The organism is Shewanella sp. Choline-02u-19, from assembly GCF_002836205.1.
In the GTDB taxonomy this organism is placed as follows: domain Bacteria; phylum Pseudomonadota; class Gammaproteobacteria; order Enterobacterales; family Shewanellaceae; genus Shewanella.
Window position 1 is genome coordinate 918,858 of the sequence record NZ_PJBE01000013.1, and the last position, 16,467, is coordinate 935,324.

The window sequence follows — 16,467 nt, forward strand, 5'->3', positions numbered from 1 at the left end:
GTCTCAAACTGATTGAGCACAGAATTTCACACCACCCGCTAATTTGGGAAGTGCCACCACCAATTAATGTTTTGGAAAGTTGTAAACTGTGTCATTAAATATTCAATCTCGTTTGTTGTCGTGACTATATAAAAACATTTGCAGACAAAGGCTGTCAATTGAATATTTCTCTTTTTGAGAAAAGATAGTGAAAAGGTGGGGATAAAGCGCAGTTGAAGGCGAAACGGGTGTGGTTCTGTTGGCTTTGTAAAGAGATCCCCACTTATTTAATAAGCTGTGTACCAATGTTACAGCGAAGCGAAGGGCTAAAGCCCGTGCTAGCCACTGTCATTATAAGGCCGCGGCTAAAAGCATATCGGTATAAATAGGCTGTTTAGCAATATGCTGGGTAAATGCTTCAATATCATCATTGATGTTGCGGTTAGCCTTGTGCTGGGGTTAAGTGAACAGCATTGAAATTCAATTAGTGTGACTTAAGGGTATGACTCTGTTCACTTCAATCTATTTATGATCCGTATCTTTAGTACCACTCGATACACTCAATCGTTGAACCAATCAATGGCTATTGTCGTGATCCTAAAACGGTTGCATGGCTCAGTAAAACGCATAGCCATCACCATCGGGTATCAGTGTTATCTTGTGGTCGCTAATGTGGAGTACTTCACGAATACCTAACAAGCCAGAGTTGTGTTTCTAAACTAGCTGACTCGCTGGAATAACCAAATTGATTACATTTTAGTTATTTAAATCCCCTTTCATTTGTAAACTCAAGTATTATATGGGGATGAAAGATGAAAACATTAATGAAATAAAATTGGTTGATCTGCACAGTCATACGACGGCATCAGATGGTCAACTTACCCCTTCAGAATTAATAGAGCGTGCTATCAGTAAAGGCGTGCAAGTGTTTGCTATTACTGATCATGACACTACCGATGGCTTAAAAGAAGCACACCAATACAACAACAATCATGAAACGCCATTGGAGTTAATCAATGGTGTCGAGATTTCAACGTGTTGGAACAGCTTCGATATTCACATTGTTGCACTCAATATTGATATTGAGAATGCCGTCATGATTGAGTTTTTAGCACATCAACGTGAACTAAGAGCTGCTCGAGCATTTGAGATTGGAGACCGACTCACTAAAGCAGGCATAGAAGGTGCCTATGAAGGTGCTAAGTTCTATGCGGGTGACGCTGCGATTAGTCGCGGCCATTATGCTCGTTGGTTAGCTGAAAAAGGTTATGCCACGACGACTGCGAATGTATTTAAAAAGTACTTGGCTCGTGGCAAAACAGGTTACGCGCCTAATAATTGGGATGATATGGCCAGTGCGATTGCCATTATTCATCAGGCGGGCGGCGTTGCCGTTTTAGCCCATCCCAGTGGCTATAAATTATCAGCTAAATGGCTAAAGCGGTTAGTACGAGAATTTAAAGCCGCGAACGGCGACGCAATCGAAGTGGTATTGGGTCAACAGACAATCGATGATCGCAGTAACTTAATTGCATTAAGTGTACTCAATAACCTGATGTGTTCACTAGGCAGTGATTTTCATTTTCCAGGAAGTTGGATAGAACTTGGTAAAAATATGTTCCAACCCCAAGGCGTTAGTTGGGTTTGGCAGTCAGAAAAATGGAAGGATTCACCATGAGTCAGTTTTTTTATGTGCATGAGGAAAATCCTCAAGTACGCCTAATCAGCCAAGCCGTGAACGTGATTCAAAAGGGTGGCGTCATTGTCTATCCAACGGATTCCGGCTACGCGCTGGGCTGCTTATTAGGCGATAAAGATGCAATGAGCCGAATTGCACGCATTAGGCAGATCGATAACGACCATAATTTTTCATTGATGTGTCGAGATCAGTCTGAGCTTGCCACCTATGCTCGCGTTGATAACCAAGCTTATCGTGTGTTAAAACATAATACGCCTGGGCCGTATACATTTATCTTTAAAGCGTCAAAAGAAGTGCCTAAACGTCTTCAGAATCCAAAGAAGAAAACGATTGGTATTCGAGTGCCTGACAACGTCATTGCGTTGGCGTTGTTAGAAGCTCTCGATGCGCCTTTGATGTCTACAAGTTTGATATTACCGGGCGAAGAGTTTACCGAGTCAGACCCTGAGCATATTCGCGACATTCTTGAGCATCAGGTTGACTTGATTATTCATGGTGGATATTTAGGTGAAAAGCCAACGACGGTGATTGATATGTCAGAAGGTGAGATTGAAATTATACGTGAAGGCGCTGGAGATGTGACTCCATTCCTTTAAGTTGTATTCGGCGGTGATGTAAGGCGAGTATTGCTTTAAACTGTCGTGATTTACGGGTATAATCGCGCGTTTGCGAAAGAGTGGGTGTTACGGATGGAGGGAATTGTACAAAAATTGCCTTTAGCCAAGGTGCGAGGTAAGCCTTTTAAGGTGATGCCAAAGGACCTATTTATTCCACCTGAAGCCCTTGAAGTGTTTCTTGAATCCTTTGAAGGGCCGCTGGATCTCTTACTGTACCTTATTCGTAAGCAAAAGCTCGATGTGGTTGATTTACCCATATTTGCGGTAACGCAGCAATATTTAGAGTATGTGGATCTGCTACAAGGTGCCAAAGTCGAATTAGCGGCAGATTATTTGGTTATGGCGGCGACATTAGCCGAGATTAAATCTCGACTTTTACTGCCAAAGCCTGATGTTGAGTTTGAGGATGAAGAAGATCCTCGTGCCCAGCTAATACGCCAATTAAAAGCGTATGAAGTGATAAAAGACGCGCAAGAAAAGTTAGACGTTCTTCCGAGAATGGAGCGCGACGTATTTCAAGCGAAAGCGGTTCCAGCTGCCAATATAAAACCTGAGTTATTACCGCCTGAAGTGTCACTCACCGAAGTTGCACGTGCGTTTACATCAGTGCTCAAGCGTATTGAAGCGACTGAAAACCACCATGTTGTTCGAGAAGTGTTATCTACTCGAGAACGTATGACTCAAATTTTGGCAAAGTTAAACGCACAAACCTACCTGCCTTTCGAAGCTTTATTCGATTTTGAAGAAGGTCGGAGTGGGGTTGTTGTGAGCTTTTTGGCGTTAATGGAACTGGTGAAAGAGTTGTTGGTTGAACTGGTACAAGCTGAACCATTTTCGACTATACATGTTAGAGCGTACTAAGGATCTACTTCGTTGTCACAGATTAACCCAGAGCAGCTAAAACAGTTAATTGAGGCGAGTCTTTTCGTGTTGGCGAAGCCGATGACGATTAAAGCGCTTAAAGAAACCGTACTTTCTGAGTTCAGTGTTTCTAGAGCAAAGGTACAGGCTTCAATTGATGCACTGCAGCTTGATTACGAAGGACGAGGCGTGCAGTTAGTCAAAGTTGCAGGAGGGTATCGATTTCAAACTCTTGTTGAACTGAGTCCTTATTTGCAGCCTCTATGGCAAGAGAAAGCCCCTAAATATTCTCGGGCAACAATTGAAACCTTGGCCGTTATTGCATATCGACAACCTGTTACCCGTGGTGATATTGAGTTTGTTCGAGGCGTTGCGATTAGCAGCCATATAATTAAGAGTTTAAACGATAGAAATTGGATTAAAGTTGTGGGCCATAAAGAGGTGCCGGGTAGACCAGCGCTTTATGCTACAACAATAGAATTTCTATCATACTTCGGTTTGGACAGCATCACGGAACTTCCGTCGTTGTCAGATCCCGAATCATTGGACGCACTTTTCTCGACAGTGAAAAGTGTTGCCGAAAAAACAGAAGAGTCTACTAATGAGTGAAAAATTGCAGAAAGTCTTGGCCCGAGCAGGCCATGGCTCCCGTCGTGAGATGGAGGTATGGATTGCTGCAGGCCGAGTTAGTATTGACGGTGAAATAGCAACCCTAGGTGATCGCATTGAATCTGATGCTAAAGTGCGTATTGATGGCCGTGCCATTTCAATCAGATCTGAAGAAGATGTGATTTGCCGCGTGATTGCTTATCACAAACCCGAAGGTGAAATATGTAGCCGTAAAGACCCAGAAGGTCGCCCTACTGTTTTCGACCGCTTACCAAAAACTCGCGACTCACGCTGGGTTGCGGTTGGACGTTTGGATATTAACACCTCTGGTTTATTACTATTTACCTCTGACGGTGAATTAGCTAACCGCCTTATGCACCCATCAAATGAAGTTGAGCGTGAATACGCGGTGCGCACATTTGGTGAAGTTAACGATGCTTGTATCCAGCGTTTACGCATGGGTGTCACTTTGGAAGATGGTCCTGCGAGCTTTGACAAAGTCAAAGCCGCTGGCGGCGAAGGAATGAACAAGTGGTGGCATGTCAGTTTAGCTGAAGGCCGTAACCGCGAAGTGCGTCGCTTATGGGAATCTCAAGAGGTTCAGGTCAGCAGACTTATTCGAATTCGCTATGGCATGATTGAGTTACCTAAATCACTGCCGCGTGGCGGTTGGATTGAGTTAGCGATGGAAGACGTTAACTACTTGCGTAAAACTGCGGGTATGCAAGATGAAACTCGTAGCTTGCTCGGTACAGATAAACACAGTGTTGCGCGTGCTAAAGTACGTGGTGCTAAGATTCGTCGTGCAGTGCGAAAGCACAAAGTGACGGCTACACCGAATAAACCTACCCGCAGTCGTACTTAAATAATACCAGTTCCATTAAAGAGTTGCTCATTCAGCGGGAATTTAAATCACTTTAGACAAGCAAGTGGCTTGTCGCTTATAGTTATTCTATATCGAAAGCCACATGCGCTGTATTAAGTGATTTTAAACCCGCACAACGTGAGCGTCTCAGGACCTTCACTGCTACGTTGCATTGTCTCAAAAGGGGATAACCATTTCTTCGACAATGCGCCTAGAATTGAAAGCCCTGAGAAAGCTCTGAATTGAGTACATCTTTAGTGGAATTGGTATAAGACTGTGATTGGGATTAAAAAGGCCGCTATTTAGCGGCCTTTTTTGATCATATTTTTGATTTAGCGATTACTGTGCATTAAGTTGTTGACCGTTAATGTCGGCTGATTCTTTACCCATCAAATACAGGTAAGTAGGCATTATCTCTTCTGGCTTCTTAAGTGATTGTGGGTTTTCAGCAGGGTAAGCATTTGCCCGCATACCGGTGCGAGTGGCACCTGGGTTAATACTGTTGCTACGAATGTTACTGCCTTCGTATTCATGAGCGATTGCTTGCATCATGCCCTCGGTTGCAAATTTCGACATTGCATACTCTCCCCAAAATGAGCGAGCTTGGCGACCAACACTGCTCGAGGTGAAGATAAGCGATGCGCTTGCTGATTTACGCATGACTGGCAGTAGGGCTTTTGTTAACATAATCTCAGCAATCACATTCACTTTGAACACTTCTTCCACTGAACTCATGGTGATGTGTTCAAACGGGCCTAGCACACCTAACATGCTGGCATTGTGTAATAACCCGTCTAAACAACCAAATTGCTCTTCGATAGTTTCAGCCATGTCGACATAGTTTTGCTCGGTGGCTCCCTTTAAATCGAGCGGAACAATGGCCGGTTTTGGATAGCCTGCTTGTTCAATTAGGTCATATACGGCTTCTAGTTTTTTTACCGTTTTACCCAATAGAATGACAGTGGCGCCGTGCTGCGCGTAAGTCAGTGCTGCTGTTTTTCCTATGCCGTCACCAGCACCTGTTACTAATATAACTTTACCATTGAGTAAATCTTTTGCAGCTTGATATTCCAACATGAGTTAATACTTCCTCTGAGCTCAAACGCCCGTCACTTCTAGAGTCGCTGATATGATAAACAGCCGTTTAAAACAAACGATTAATTTTTACTCTGCTATTCGCTAACCGTTTGTGACAAAAATGTAGCTAAGTCAATACTTTTGCGTTAACTTGAGTTGAGTTAAGGGCTAACAATAAGCCCTATTGGTCATACTTTGCTGGCTATTGTGACCAATTTCCAAGTGAAAACAAAATTATTACAACAAGATTTGGGGAAAAAAGATGAAAAAGCTCTTTTTGGGTGTCGCAATCGCATCTGCATTAGGTCTCACTGGCTGTAGTGAAGACAGTTACAACGAATTAGTAGATAAAACGGAACCACTGGTCCCTCAGTCTGTTCTCGTTTTCGATCCCGCGAATAAAGAGGTCCCTTTGCCTAACGACTTACTCTTTAGTGGCACGCTTGATGGCACTTTAGAGATCCCTGGCGAGGACAGTGGTGACTATACTGATCCACAAATAGCTCTTGGTGCACTTGATGGTTGGTCTACATCATCTCCAATTAGTATTAAGGTTGCACCATCTACAGATAGTGAGGGCAATGTCCTGACTATTGATGGCGCTTCGGTAGCACAACCAGGTGCGGTTAGGATGTTTGAAGCCACCGTTGGTGGTGCACTATCTTCAGATCCTGAGTGTAAAGCAGCAGTTTCAGTTTCAGCGTGTAAAGTAGGCGCTGAGCTGCAGTTCGGAGTCGACTTTGTCTCGACGGCTTCGGGCAACTCAATCGCAATCGTTCCACTTAAGCCTCTTAAACATGGTCAGTCTTATATTTATGCTACGACGACTTTGATTCAAGATTCTGCAGGGCGTGCAATAGCACCTTCTTCGACCTATGGACTGCTAAAGCTAGATATCGAAACCAAACCTTTAGAAACACCTGATCAGTTAATGCTGCAAACATTGGTCAATAGCTACGAGAAAGGCATGGCCGCCGCGGGTGGCCCAGATGCAGATACCGTGACTTACTCAGGTTTATTTACGACACAATCGATTAGCAATGTGTATGAAACCACCAAGTTGCTAATGATTGACCCAACGCCTGGTAATCCTTATGCGCCTGCGTTAACGGCTATGCCAGCCCCAGCGGGTTACACCGTGGCTATGGCTGCAGGCTTAACACCAGCAGATGGTCTTGCTTATGTAGTGTCAGATTTAGCGGATGTATTTAAAGCGGAATTAAAAGTACCAATCTACGGTGATTGTTCATCTGCTGGTTGCTTAGATGCAGACTTTAATCCGACCATTAACGGTAGTTGGAAAGCACTTGGCGACAGCCCCGTTTCTGTATTACTTGCGATGAGTAACGGTACATTGAGCCAGACGAATTATGGCATGCAAGCAGTTGCTTATGGTATTGATCCCGCTGCAGGCGTTGCAAATCCAGCATTGTTAGTGGGTAAAGCTTGGTTCTTGAATGATGGCGTTACGCCAACAGATAGCACTAAGCACCTCACGAAGTTTAACCCAATCCCTGCAATCAAAGGTTATGAGAACATTTCAGTTCAAATAACATTACCAAACGCTGCTAAATTAGCCGGTTTTTATCAGCAGCAAGGCTTACCATTTACCCCTCCAACCAATGGCTGGCCAACAACGATTGCTATGCATGGCTTAGGTGGTGGTAAAGAGATGGCGTTAGCTTATGCGGGCACTTATGCCGCATCGGGTATTGCGACTATTGCGATTGATATGCCTTTACATGGTGCACGTTCATTTGATGCAAATGGTGACGGAATTTATGAAATATCAGCAACTGACCCAAGTTTTGGTGATGTAGTTGGTACACCTGACGCGTTTAAAAATGGTAACCCATTAGTCTTCGTAAACATTGCCAGTACTTTGACTGTGCGTGATAACTTCCGTCAAGCGACAGTTGATCACCTAGCACTTCGTGCAGCACTTACGGGCTTGTATCTAGGGATTGCTCAACAAAATGGTCAGCAGATTTTCGATATCAGTAAGATTAGTGCACAAGGGTTAAGCCTTGGTGGCATTGTCGGCACAACATTTTCAAACTATGCATCTACAGGCTTAAGAGATCCTGCTAGTGGCACTGAACTGCCGAATGTATATGGCATTAACGCGAGCTCTTTAGTGGCTCCAGCTGGTGGATTAGCAGGGGCATTTGCAGGTTCACCGACATTTGGTCCAGTTCTATTCCAAACGGTAACGGCTAGCGATACTTTCCAAGCGTTGGTTGACGCTGCTAATACAGGTGGTTATGAGCCGGGAAGTGACGAGTACACGGCATTAGTACAGGAAGTTTATGCTGGGTTTATTCCAACATTCGCATTCGCAGTGCAAACAGCATTTGACAGTGCAGACCCAATTAACCATGCTGCATCATTAGCAGCAACCAAATTACCCGTTCATGTCATTGAAGTGGTAGGGGATGCGACTAACAAGCCTGATCAAGTGTTACCAAACGCTGTGGCCAACTTCCCTCTATCGGGTACCGAGCCACTAATCGCGAACCTTGGCTTGAAATGTGTTTCTAGTACAAATGCAGGTTCTGGTGCAGTTCGCTTTAGTAAAGGTCATCACAGTTCAATTGTGAGTCCAAATGAAATTGAAGGTGTTACGGACGGAAAAGCCGCAGCAGCAACAGTTGAAATGCAGCAGCAAGTTGCAGCATTTGCACTTACGGCAGGTAAAGGTACTGCTACTATCTTGGTACAGGATTCATCAGTGATTCAAACTTGTCCTGAATAAGATTGATTTTTAATCGAATAAAAGCCCAGCTGATGCTGGGTTTTTTTATGGGCATTTTTTATTATTAAATAGGCTGTTAGAATAGCGGTAATTAATGAAATTAAAAATCGATTGGGCTGGAGAATATTTTGGAATTTCTGTACGAGTATGGGTTGTTTTTTGCAAAAGCAGTAACGATTGTAGTATCGATTCTGGCCGTTGTGATCGTGGTATTGGCATCAACTATTAAGCACAAGACCGATAAAGGTGAGCTTAAAATCACTAACATCAGCGATGACTTAAAATCGTTGAAGCATGATCTTAAAGAAGAGTTGTTGTCTAAAAAGGCATTTAAGGCTTATGAGAAGCAGATAAAAGCTGACGACAAAGCCAAAGAAAAAGCGCAAAAAAATAATAAAGAGCCAGAGATAGATCCCAAGGTCTATGTTATCGATTTTAAAGGCAGTATCGATGCGAGTGAAGTGGCATCATTGCGTGAAGAAATTAGCGCGATTATAACCATCGCCGACAAAGGTGATGAGGTTATTGTTAATGTTGAAAGTGGCGGTGGTATGGTTCATGGTTATGGCCTTGCTTCAAGCCAGCTTGATCGTTTGAGACAAGCACAAATTCCATTGTCTATTTGTGTCGATAAAGTGGCTGCTAGTGGCGGCTATATGATGGCCTGTGTGGCTAATAAGGTATATGCAGCTCCTTTCGCTATCGTCGGATCTATTGGGGTCGTTGCTCAGGTGCCTAACTTTAATCGTCTGCTTAAAAAGCATGATATTGATTACGAGCAGCATACTGCAGGAAACTTTAAACGCACGTTGACCATCTTTGGTGAGAATACCGATGAAGGTCGCGAGAAGTTTCAACAAGAGCTGGAAGAGACACATGTGCTGTTTAAAGAGTTTATCTCTAAGTACCGTCCTGATCTTGATATTGCCAAAGTGGCAACGGGTGAGCATTGGTATGGTCAGCAAGCCATTGAACTTGGCTTAATCGATGAAGTGGCTACCAGCGACGACGTGATTATGAAGCTTGCCAATGAGCGCACTGTGGTTAAAGTGACTTACCAGCTTAAGAAAAAGCTTTCAGATAAAATAGCGCATGGCGCTTCTCTATCATTTAACGCAATTTTTAATAGATTAGCAGAGAAGAATCAGCCGCTTAAGTAGTTTATGCTGATAGTAAGTTGATTAAAAACCTGCTGATGCAGGTTTTTTTTCGTTAATTTAATCTTAAAGCTATGAATTCGTATTTAGATCCGCTAACAATATGACTAACCAGTCATTATTTAGTCGAGTGAAATGCACCAAATCTGCAGTTATAAACCTCATCTTATGGTTGGCGATCAATCTTACCCAGCCTATGAATTAAGGAATTTACTCCATTACTTAAAAACACACTTTGGCTCCTCAGCTGCAGCGCAATTGTGCAAGGATATTGGCGTAGGAGAAACAGAGTTAGCCCACAGTCAATTTGTCTATGTATGGCAAGTTGATTATGCAATGACATACTTGCGTAATGTGAGTAAGGATGCAGAAGTTGGAGTTAAGGCTGCTAGTGACTATAAACTAGCTGATTTGGGATTTTTACTCGGTTATTTAGCTAAATTTAATACCTTAGGTGAATGCCTCGCCTTTGTTATTGCCCATCCCGAATTGGTGGGTAGCTTTTCTGATATATTTCTTAGGAATGAAGAGGGTATTTTGAAAGTCAGATGGCTTAATACTAATAAGCTAGAGACAGATAAATACAGTTGTCAGTTTCTGCACAGTGTTGGTTCACTGATGACTTTTGCAGAGGAGTTGACGGGTGAAACAGTTCAAGCCAAAGACATTATCTTAGCTGAACCCAAACGAAAAACGCCATTCTTAGCTGCTCGAACAGGGGCTGATATCCAATTTGATGGAGAGTTTTTTGAATGGTCGATAGATCATAAATATTTGAGCTTACCGATAACCTTTAAATTTACAGATATAGCATTAAGTCCAGTTATAGAAAGCGGACAGTCTTATATTACAGAGATTCTTGACCTGCTAAGAGATTGTGCTCCTGAATTACCGAGTATGGAGGCGATGGCGTTAACGCAAAAGATCAGTACTCGTACATTGAGGCGCCGACTCTCGGCTGCTGGTACTCACTACCAAAAGCTAATTGATCAAGTAAGGTGCCAAATGGCGATTAATCTAATTCTAAGCAGTGAGCATTCTATCGAAGCAATCTCAGACTTAATGGGCTTTGGTGATGTAAGCCATTTCAGGCAGAGTTTTAAGCATTGGATAGGGCATCCTCCAGGTCATTTCTTACGTTTACATAAAGGTTAAAACTGAGTTTTTGAACCTCATAAAACCTTTCAACTACTTCATACAGGCTTATTGATGGCAACTGCCTAGTTCTGGTGCCATAGCATCAATCCAGTCTTTAATTACCGTTACGGCTTCAGTGTGGGCAATGGATCTTCCAATCGGTGGCATTCTATCCTTGGGCTGATTGAGCTGTTGACGATATACCAAGATTGAGTGTTCACCATCGCTTGGAATGATGTCGTAAGATAATCCTTTTGCCCCGCCATCCCAGCCAGGGGGTTGTTTGCAGATACCATATTGATAACTGGTATGGTCGACATAAAAACCAAGACGCAGTCCTGAAATACTGGCAAAGCCGTCGGGATTATGACAATGAGCACAGTTGATATCCAAATATCCTTTCGCCCTAGTGGTCAGTGAAGCGCTTTGGTCAAGGATGTCAGCCGTTTTACCTATTTCACTAAGCTCGGGTACTCCAGTGAGTATATTGAGGCGCTGCCAAAGTAGTAGTTGATTGGTAGGTTGTCCTTGATGATTAACATTGCGATTGAGCAGATGCGCTTTAATGCCGATAGGGCGAATGCGAACTGTTTGATCGTCATTGGCAAACGTAGATTGATGACATATCTTACATTCTGCGCGACTGGGTACATGGTAATTGAAGACTTCTTGGCTGCCTTGATGGTTTAAACTGTGAGGAATATCCATGCCTGCTTGTTGTAGCGTGGCCTCATTATTCTGCCAAATATAGGGCAGAGTGGTCCAGCCTGCTTCTCTATGAATAAGTAACCGAGTTTCAATAAGTACTTCATTACTCGCGCCGATAACTTGTGTATCGAAGGGTAACGAGAACGTTTTGACTAAAACAGTGCCTATTGGCATCTCAAAGGTATCGTTTGGGTGATAGGCTAATTTTTCCCCTTCAGGAACAAAAATGAAGCGGTGTTTACTGGCATAGTTAGAAAATAACTGGCTAGAAAGCTGATAGGCGATCCCCGGTGCTATAGGATCGAATGTCGGAATACTGGAGTCTATAAATAACCCATATTGCGATAACTGCTGACAATCTTCAGTCATTAAAGCATCCCAATTCACTTCACTTGTTGTGGCGTCACATGCTGACAGCGATGGGGCTGGATCTGTGGGGATGATTGGTGCGACTTCACTTGCGAGTGCTGTTGAGTCACTTGCACCGCCACAGGCGCTAAGAAGTAAAATAAAACTGAGGATAACTAGATTATGCATAAGTCACCTACATAGTAATGGATTGTTGAGTGTTAAGTCTTGGTATTGGAGTGTTGTAGTTAGAAAAAGGCCGGGATATTCCCGGCCTTTTTATTCACTTAACTCATTTTGAGCAAGATGCACTCGGTAGGCGCTTAATCCATTCGTTGATTAATGCAACACCTTCAGCGTGTGAGAGGCTGCGGCCAATCTCTGGCATTCTGTCACCAGGGTTATTCGTGTCCATACGGAAGTGTAGAATAGATTCTTCAGGGCTTCCTGGAACAACGTCATAGCCAAGAGAGCCACCACCATACGCAACTGGTGACTTACATGTACCATGCGAATAACCTGCATCTTCGGCATATTCTCTCCAATACTCGAGTTTTAGTCCTGTATTAGATGCATTACCTTCAGGGCGATGACAATGAGCACAGTTGATGTCCAAATAACCTTTGGCTGTTTTCATCAGTGCGGCATCGCTAAGGCTACTCACGTTTGCTTCATCACCATCATTGTAGGCTGGCACAGTGTCAATCGTAGCGACCTCTGGAACACCTTGTAAAATGCCTGCTGCTTGCCACTTTAACAGCTGATTCATGCTGCCATCACTGTAGGCATAATCTTTGTTAAGTTGGCGTGCCTTTGGCCCGATAGGGACAAACTTTGCAGGGCTATCAGCGTCAGGCTTAAATTGGTGACACTGTTTACACTGATTCATGCTCGGCACGACATAATCAAAGTCCATCGTTTCGCCATTATGGATCACCTTTTTAGCTTGAATTGCGCCCGCTTTAGCGAGTACAGCATCTGCTTTTTCAGCGTTCCACACATAAGGTAGTGCAGTCCAGCCACTTTCACGATGGATTAATAATCGTGTTTCAACTAAATCTTCATTCGTTATGCCGCGCTTATTGGTATCTGCAGGGAGTGCAAATGTCTTCACTAAGACGGTTCCGACAGGAAAGTCCATTGATTCCATAGCAGAAAAATCGGCTTTTTGGCCCTCTGGTACAAATACGTAACGATATTTACTTGAGTAATCAGTAAATAACGGTGTATTTAAGTCATAAGGTAAGCCACCAGAATTGGGTGCGTTAGCCGGATTTTTTGCATCGGCAAACAAGTTGTAGTCAGAGAGGCTAGGGCAGTTGGCTTTTAGCAATGCATCCCAAGAAGCGTTAGTGCCTTCGGCTTTACAAAGGCTTAGATCTCCATTACCAACTAGGCCGCCTTCACCTTCACCAATAGTACCGCCGCCACCAATAAGGTTACCACCATCACAGCCCTCGGTATCATCATCAACGCCACAACCGAAGATCTGATCACCAAAGGTCACGGTATGAACGGGTAAACTTACCTGAGCACAGTTCAATAACTGGTCTTGCGTTTTTTCATATAAGACATTCGCAATACTTGGGTCAGTATTATCGTTAGCATATAAGCGGCCAAACGAAACATCACCGTTGTCGCTGGCACAGATATTGTCACTGCCATCGGCAGCAAACGGCAATTCTTGTAAACCTAGGTAAGCGGCGGTGCCGTTACTCGATAGCATTTCACCTAAACCGTCATAGAGTACGCCAGGGAAGGCGCCATGGGTAAATAAGTACGCTTTAATTATGTCATCAATTAAGTAACCGTTAGGCTTTTGGCCATAACCGGTGATCACGTTGTCATGCAGGTAAATGTTGCGCGGAGTTGGGCGCCACCCATCTTCAATAGGTTGTCCTGCTTGACCATAGTTACCGACAAAGGCTGACATGTCAGGCTCAGCAATAAAGAAACTGGTGATTGCCACGCCCATGGTGTCGTGACCCGTGATCTCGTTGTTAAAAATCTCAACGTCATCAGTCGACAGAATAATCATACCTGTGCCGGGTGGCACAATGTGAACCCCTGCAGGGTTTGCTGAAGCGTTCGCAAAGTTTTTAGTATTGTTATCGTAGACTTTGTTATTGAAAACCCTGACGCTTGAGCCGTATCTATGGTTGTTGATCGGTAGGTCGAAAATGAGAATTCCACCGGTATTACCCATGGCTTCGTTGTCGTAAACATCAGCATATTTTGAGTTTTCTATCTCAATACCTGCCACGTTTTCTTTTGCAATGTTACGTCTAACTACGATGTATTGCGATTGACCGACATAAATACCCGCGTCAGCACTGCCGCGCACGTAGGTGTCTTCAATAAGAATGTTTTCACATTCCACCGGGTAGAGACCGTATGCGCCATTATCCTCATCAAGCTCGCCTTCCCAAACCGTTGCGAGGCGACGCAAGATAATACCGTTTGTATTTTTTAGTTTAATACCGTTATTTTTAGCTTCATTCACTGACAGATCTTGAATGATAATATTGACCGCATTCTGGACGAATATACCATCGCCAGAGTTCGCCTTTGAGAAATCAAGAATGGTTTCATCCTGACCGTAACCCATGATGGTTATATTTTTAGCATAGCTACCATCGCCGTCGACATCACCATCAAATAATAACGTTGATTCAATTTCAAATGTGCCTTTAGGCAGGACGATGACATCGTTACTTTGAGCATCAATCAATGCTTCTTGTATACGCAGAGTGAGGTTTTCACCGTCTTCAATCATTATCGCGCCTTCAGGGAACGTAGGCCCTTCTGGTTCAGGAGTGACAACGGGTGGCGTCTCTATTTTTGTTGTAGTGTCGTCATCGTCAGAAGAACAAGCCCCCAAGCTTATTGCAACTGCGGTAGCGATTAATGTTGGCATTAGCCAAGAAGGTTTCTTGTTGAGCATAGTGTCTCCAGATTTATTTTTATTATTCGCGCTCTAGATTGCACTGACGTACCAGATAAGCAATGTGAAATCAGGACAACAAGTTTGCAGCATCTTGTTATCAAATAAACTAATGCAGACTGTTAAACACGATGGTTGTTGTTAGTTATTGAAAAGAATAGCGAAGAGGTTGGAATTCAAACGAGTGTATCATTTTCATTCAGTTTGATTTTTATTTGAAATACTTTACCGTGCAATATCTTGTTAAATTTCGTATAAACAATACGTTAGCCAGTAATGTTGACAGGGTCGTATTATTGATCACAGCGCTATAAAGGTGAGGTTGCTGATTTTTGAAAAGGAATTGAGTTAAACCTTTGCCGTGGATAACGATGTCGTTGGATATTTCTTGGTTTAGAGGGGCTCTCATCTAAACCATGAATCGACCCACTCATTTGCACTCGTCATCTGGACTATTACCCTGATAAGAGGGTAAAGCTGTTGCCCTACATGATAAGTCTGCCCTATTAAGCTGTGATAATGATATCTTTAGATTAGATATCGATACCAAAACCAATAATAAACTGATAATCATTTGGTTCTGGTGTTAGCCCGTTTGAATCGGGTTGAGGGTTGTTGGTTCTGTCCCAAACGAATGACAGGTCAAGATCAAACATATCGGTTAGCTCAATCTCTAACGTCGCAATCGCATGGTGGGTATAACCACCAGAAGTTTCATTCCCGTACTGCAAGCGATATAGCGCGTTAAAATCTATGTCTCCTGTAATTTCAGTATCGTATAAGCTTTCAATAACCAATGCTGCGCTGCCATCACCTTTATTTTTATTCATTTCGACAGTATCAAATCGAGTATAGGTATAAGCGGGGCCACCACTGACACTCCACTCTGTTTTCGCATTATCAATGATGTTGTAACCAAGGCCAGAACCCAGCGTCACTCGATAATCTATGTTCAAAAATGGGTCAATATAGATTTCACCGAATACCGGTCTAAGGTAAAATTGTTTGGAGATGAACCAGTCAAAGTTACTGTTAATTCGGTGGTTATTTATGCGGTTTTCACCATCTGTTTCTGAGTAGTTGCCGATATAGTCGAGATTGAATCGTGATTCTGTCGTGCGTCGCTTCGTCTTGGCGAGCGCACTGTAGTCTATCTGGTCAGTGTTACCTTTTCGAAAGTTTGCCCCTAAGGTAATTTTACTCGACCAATAGTTAGCTTCGGTTTGTTCTCCCGCGATAATCGTCATTATTTGGTGACTATCAAACTCCTCACCATTGATATAGGACTTGCCATCTTTGACGAGTAGTCGACCCGTTTTAGTGCTGAGATCAGTAAAGCCGATACTCATAATATGACGACTTTGTAGCACTTTCACATCTTCCCAATCGATAAATACGCTGTCGAGCTCATCACTATCGAATTCGAGTTTGTCGTCGTAAAGGTTAACGATTTCGCCTTTGAGTAACTCCAATGAGGTGAGTTGTAGCCAATCATATTTACTGTCTTCAGGCGGAAATATTTGTTCAGGTGTGATTCGAGCCGGCGTTAAGTGAGTGACTGTCTCTGCGGCTAAAATCGAGGGACTAAAACAGCCGACAGTAACGCTGCCTGCAATTAATATGCAGTAGCTACATCTTGTTATCATTACCTTCTCCCTGAAGCTTACTTGTCCTGAAATTCAATCGATTACTAATTTTTGACCTTATAGCT

The 16,467-nt window shown here is 43.3% G+C and carries 12 protein-coding genes; 8 read left to right on the forward strand and 4 right to left on the reverse strand.

What is annotated here, in order from left to right:
• Positions 1 to 778 precede the first annotated feature (778 nt).
• From rnm to rluB, 5 genes are all read left to right on the forward strand, one after another.
• Complete coding sequence (gene rnm, locus CXF83_RS10810; protein ID WP_374702341.1) at positions 779 to 1,657, forward strand: RNase RNM; 879 nt, start codon at positions 779 to 781, stop codon at positions 1,655 to 1,657.
• Positions 1,654 to 2,274: an L-threonylcarbamoyladenylate synthase gene (locus CXF83_RS10815; protein ID WP_101092108.1), complete on the forward strand. Its 621-nt coding sequence runs from the start codon at positions 1,654 to 1,656 to the stop codon at positions 2,272 to 2,274. Before rnm ends, CXF83_RS10815 begins: the two co-directional genes overlap by 4 nt.
• A 93-nt stretch (positions 2,275 to 2,367) precedes the next feature.
• Positions 2,368 to 3,156, forward strand: coding sequence for a segregation and condensation protein A (locus CXF83_RS10820; protein WP_101092109.1), 789 nt, complete (start codon positions 2,368 to 2,370; stop codon positions 3,154 to 3,156).
• 12 nt (positions 3,157 to 3,168) lie between these two features.
• Positions 3,169 to 3,765 (forward strand): SMC-Scp complex subunit ScpB, encoded by a 597-nt coding sequence (gene scpB / locus CXF83_RS10825; RefSeq protein WP_101092110.1) that lies wholly within the window; start codon positions 3,169 to 3,171, stop codon positions 3,763 to 3,765.
• A complete protein-coding gene (gene rluB / locus CXF83_RS10830; protein ID WP_101092111.1) occupies positions 3,758 to 4,630 on the forward strand; it encodes a 23S rRNA pseudouridine(2605) synthase RluB in 873 nt (290 codons plus the stop codon). The genes scpB and rluB overlap by 8 nt, the downstream gene beginning before the upstream one ends.
• Positions 4,631 to 4,969: 339 nt before the next feature.
• Here the strand turns inward: rluB and CXF83_RS10835 are convergent, their stop codons facing one another.
• Positions 4,970 to 5,707, reverse strand: a complete 738-nt coding sequence (locus CXF83_RS10835) for a YciK family oxidoreductase (RefSeq protein WP_101092112.1) — start codon at positions 5,705 to 5,707, stop codon at positions 4,970 to 4,972.
• Between the two features lie 262 nt (positions 5,708 to 5,969).
• On the opposite strand from CXF83_RS10835, the gene CXF83_RS10840 reads away from it, so the two are divergent.
• The 3 genes from CXF83_RS10840 (at position 5,970) to CXF83_RS10850 (ending at position 10,774) form a co-directional block, all read left to right on the forward strand.
• Positions 5,970 to 8,462, forward strand: coding sequence for a VolA/Pla-1 family phospholipase (locus CXF83_RS10840; RefSeq protein ID WP_101092113.1), 2,493 nt, complete (start codon positions 5,970 to 5,972; stop codon positions 8,460 to 8,462).
• Between the two features lie 128 nt (positions 8,463 to 8,590).
• Positions 8,591 to 9,622, forward strand: coding sequence for a protease SohB (gene sohB / locus CXF83_RS10845; RefSeq protein ID WP_180961068.1), 1,032 nt, complete (start codon positions 8,591 to 8,593; stop codon positions 9,620 to 9,622).
• A gap of 132 nt (positions 9,623 to 9,754) precedes the next feature.
• On the forward strand, positions 9,755 to 10,774 hold the full coding sequence (locus tag CXF83_RS10850; RefSeq protein ID WP_101092115.1) for a helix-turn-helix domain-containing protein: 1,020 nt from the start codon (positions 9,755 to 9,757) through the stop codon (positions 10,772 to 10,774).
• Positions 10,775 to 10,822: 48 nt separating this feature from the next.
• Here the strand turns inward: CXF83_RS10850 and CXF83_RS10855 are convergent, their stop codons facing one another.
• The 3 genes from CXF83_RS10855 to CXF83_RS10865 form a co-directional block, all read right to left on the reverse strand.
• Positions 10,823 to 12,001, reverse strand: a complete 1,179-nt coding sequence (locus CXF83_RS10855; RefSeq protein ID WP_101092116.1) for an SO2930 family diheme c-type cytochrome — start codon at positions 11,999 to 12,001, stop codon at positions 10,823 to 10,825.
• A gap of 103 nt (positions 12,002 to 12,104) precedes the next feature.
• On the reverse strand, positions 12,105 to 14,756 hold the full coding sequence (locus CXF83_RS10860; protein ID WP_101092117.1) for a parallel beta-helix domain-containing protein: 2,652 nt from the start codon (positions 14,754 to 14,756) through the stop codon (positions 12,105 to 12,107).
• Positions 14,757 to 15,289: 533 nt separating this feature from the next.
• Entirely contained in the window at positions 15,290 to 16,402 is a 1,113-nt protein-coding gene (locus CXF83_RS10865) for a DUF481 domain-containing protein (RefSeq protein ID WP_101092118.1), read from the reverse strand.
• Between the last annotated feature and the right edge of the window lie 65 nt (positions 16,403 to 16,467).

Bases quoted from the DNA above. Each gene is read 5' to 3' on its own strand.
- CXF83_RS10835 (WP_101092112.1), bottom strand. From the start codon at position 5,707: ATGTTGGAATATCAAGCTGCAAAAGATTTACTCAATGGTAAAGTTATA.
- CXF83_RS10815 (WP_101092108.1), top strand. From the start codon at position 1,654: ATGAGTCAGTTTTTTTATGTGCATGAGGAAAATCCTCAAGTACGCCTA.
- CXF83_RS10865 (WP_101092118.1), bottom strand. From the start codon at position 16,402: ATGATAACAAGATGTAGCTACTGCATATTAATTGCAGGCAGCGTTACT.
- rnm (WP_374702341.1), top strand. From the start codon at position 779: ATGGGGATGAAAGATGAAAACATTAATGAAATAAAATTGGTTGATCTG.
- CXF83_RS10860 (WP_101092117.1), bottom strand. From the start codon at position 14,756: ATGCTCAACAAGAAACCTTCTTGGCTAATGCCAACATTAATCGCTACC.
- CXF83_RS10855 (WP_101092116.1), bottom strand. From the start codon at position 12,001: ATGCATAATCTAGTTATCCTCAGTTTTATTTTACTTCTTAGCGCCTGT.
- CXF83_RS10840 (WP_101092113.1), top strand. From the start codon at position 5,970: ATGAAAAAGCTCTTTTTGGGTGTCGCAATCGCATCTGCATTAGGTCTC.
- CXF83_RS10850 (WP_101092115.1), top strand. From the start codon at position 9,755: ATGCACCAAATCTGCAGTTATAAACCTCATCTTATGGTTGGCGATCAA.
- rluB (WP_101092111.1), top strand. From the start codon at position 3,758: ATGAGTGAAAAATTGCAGAAAGTCTTGGCCCGAGCAGGCCATGGCTCC.
- CXF83_RS10820 (WP_101092109.1), top strand. From the start codon at position 2,368: ATGGAGGGAATTGTACAAAAATTGCCTTTAGCCAAGGTGCGAGGTAAG.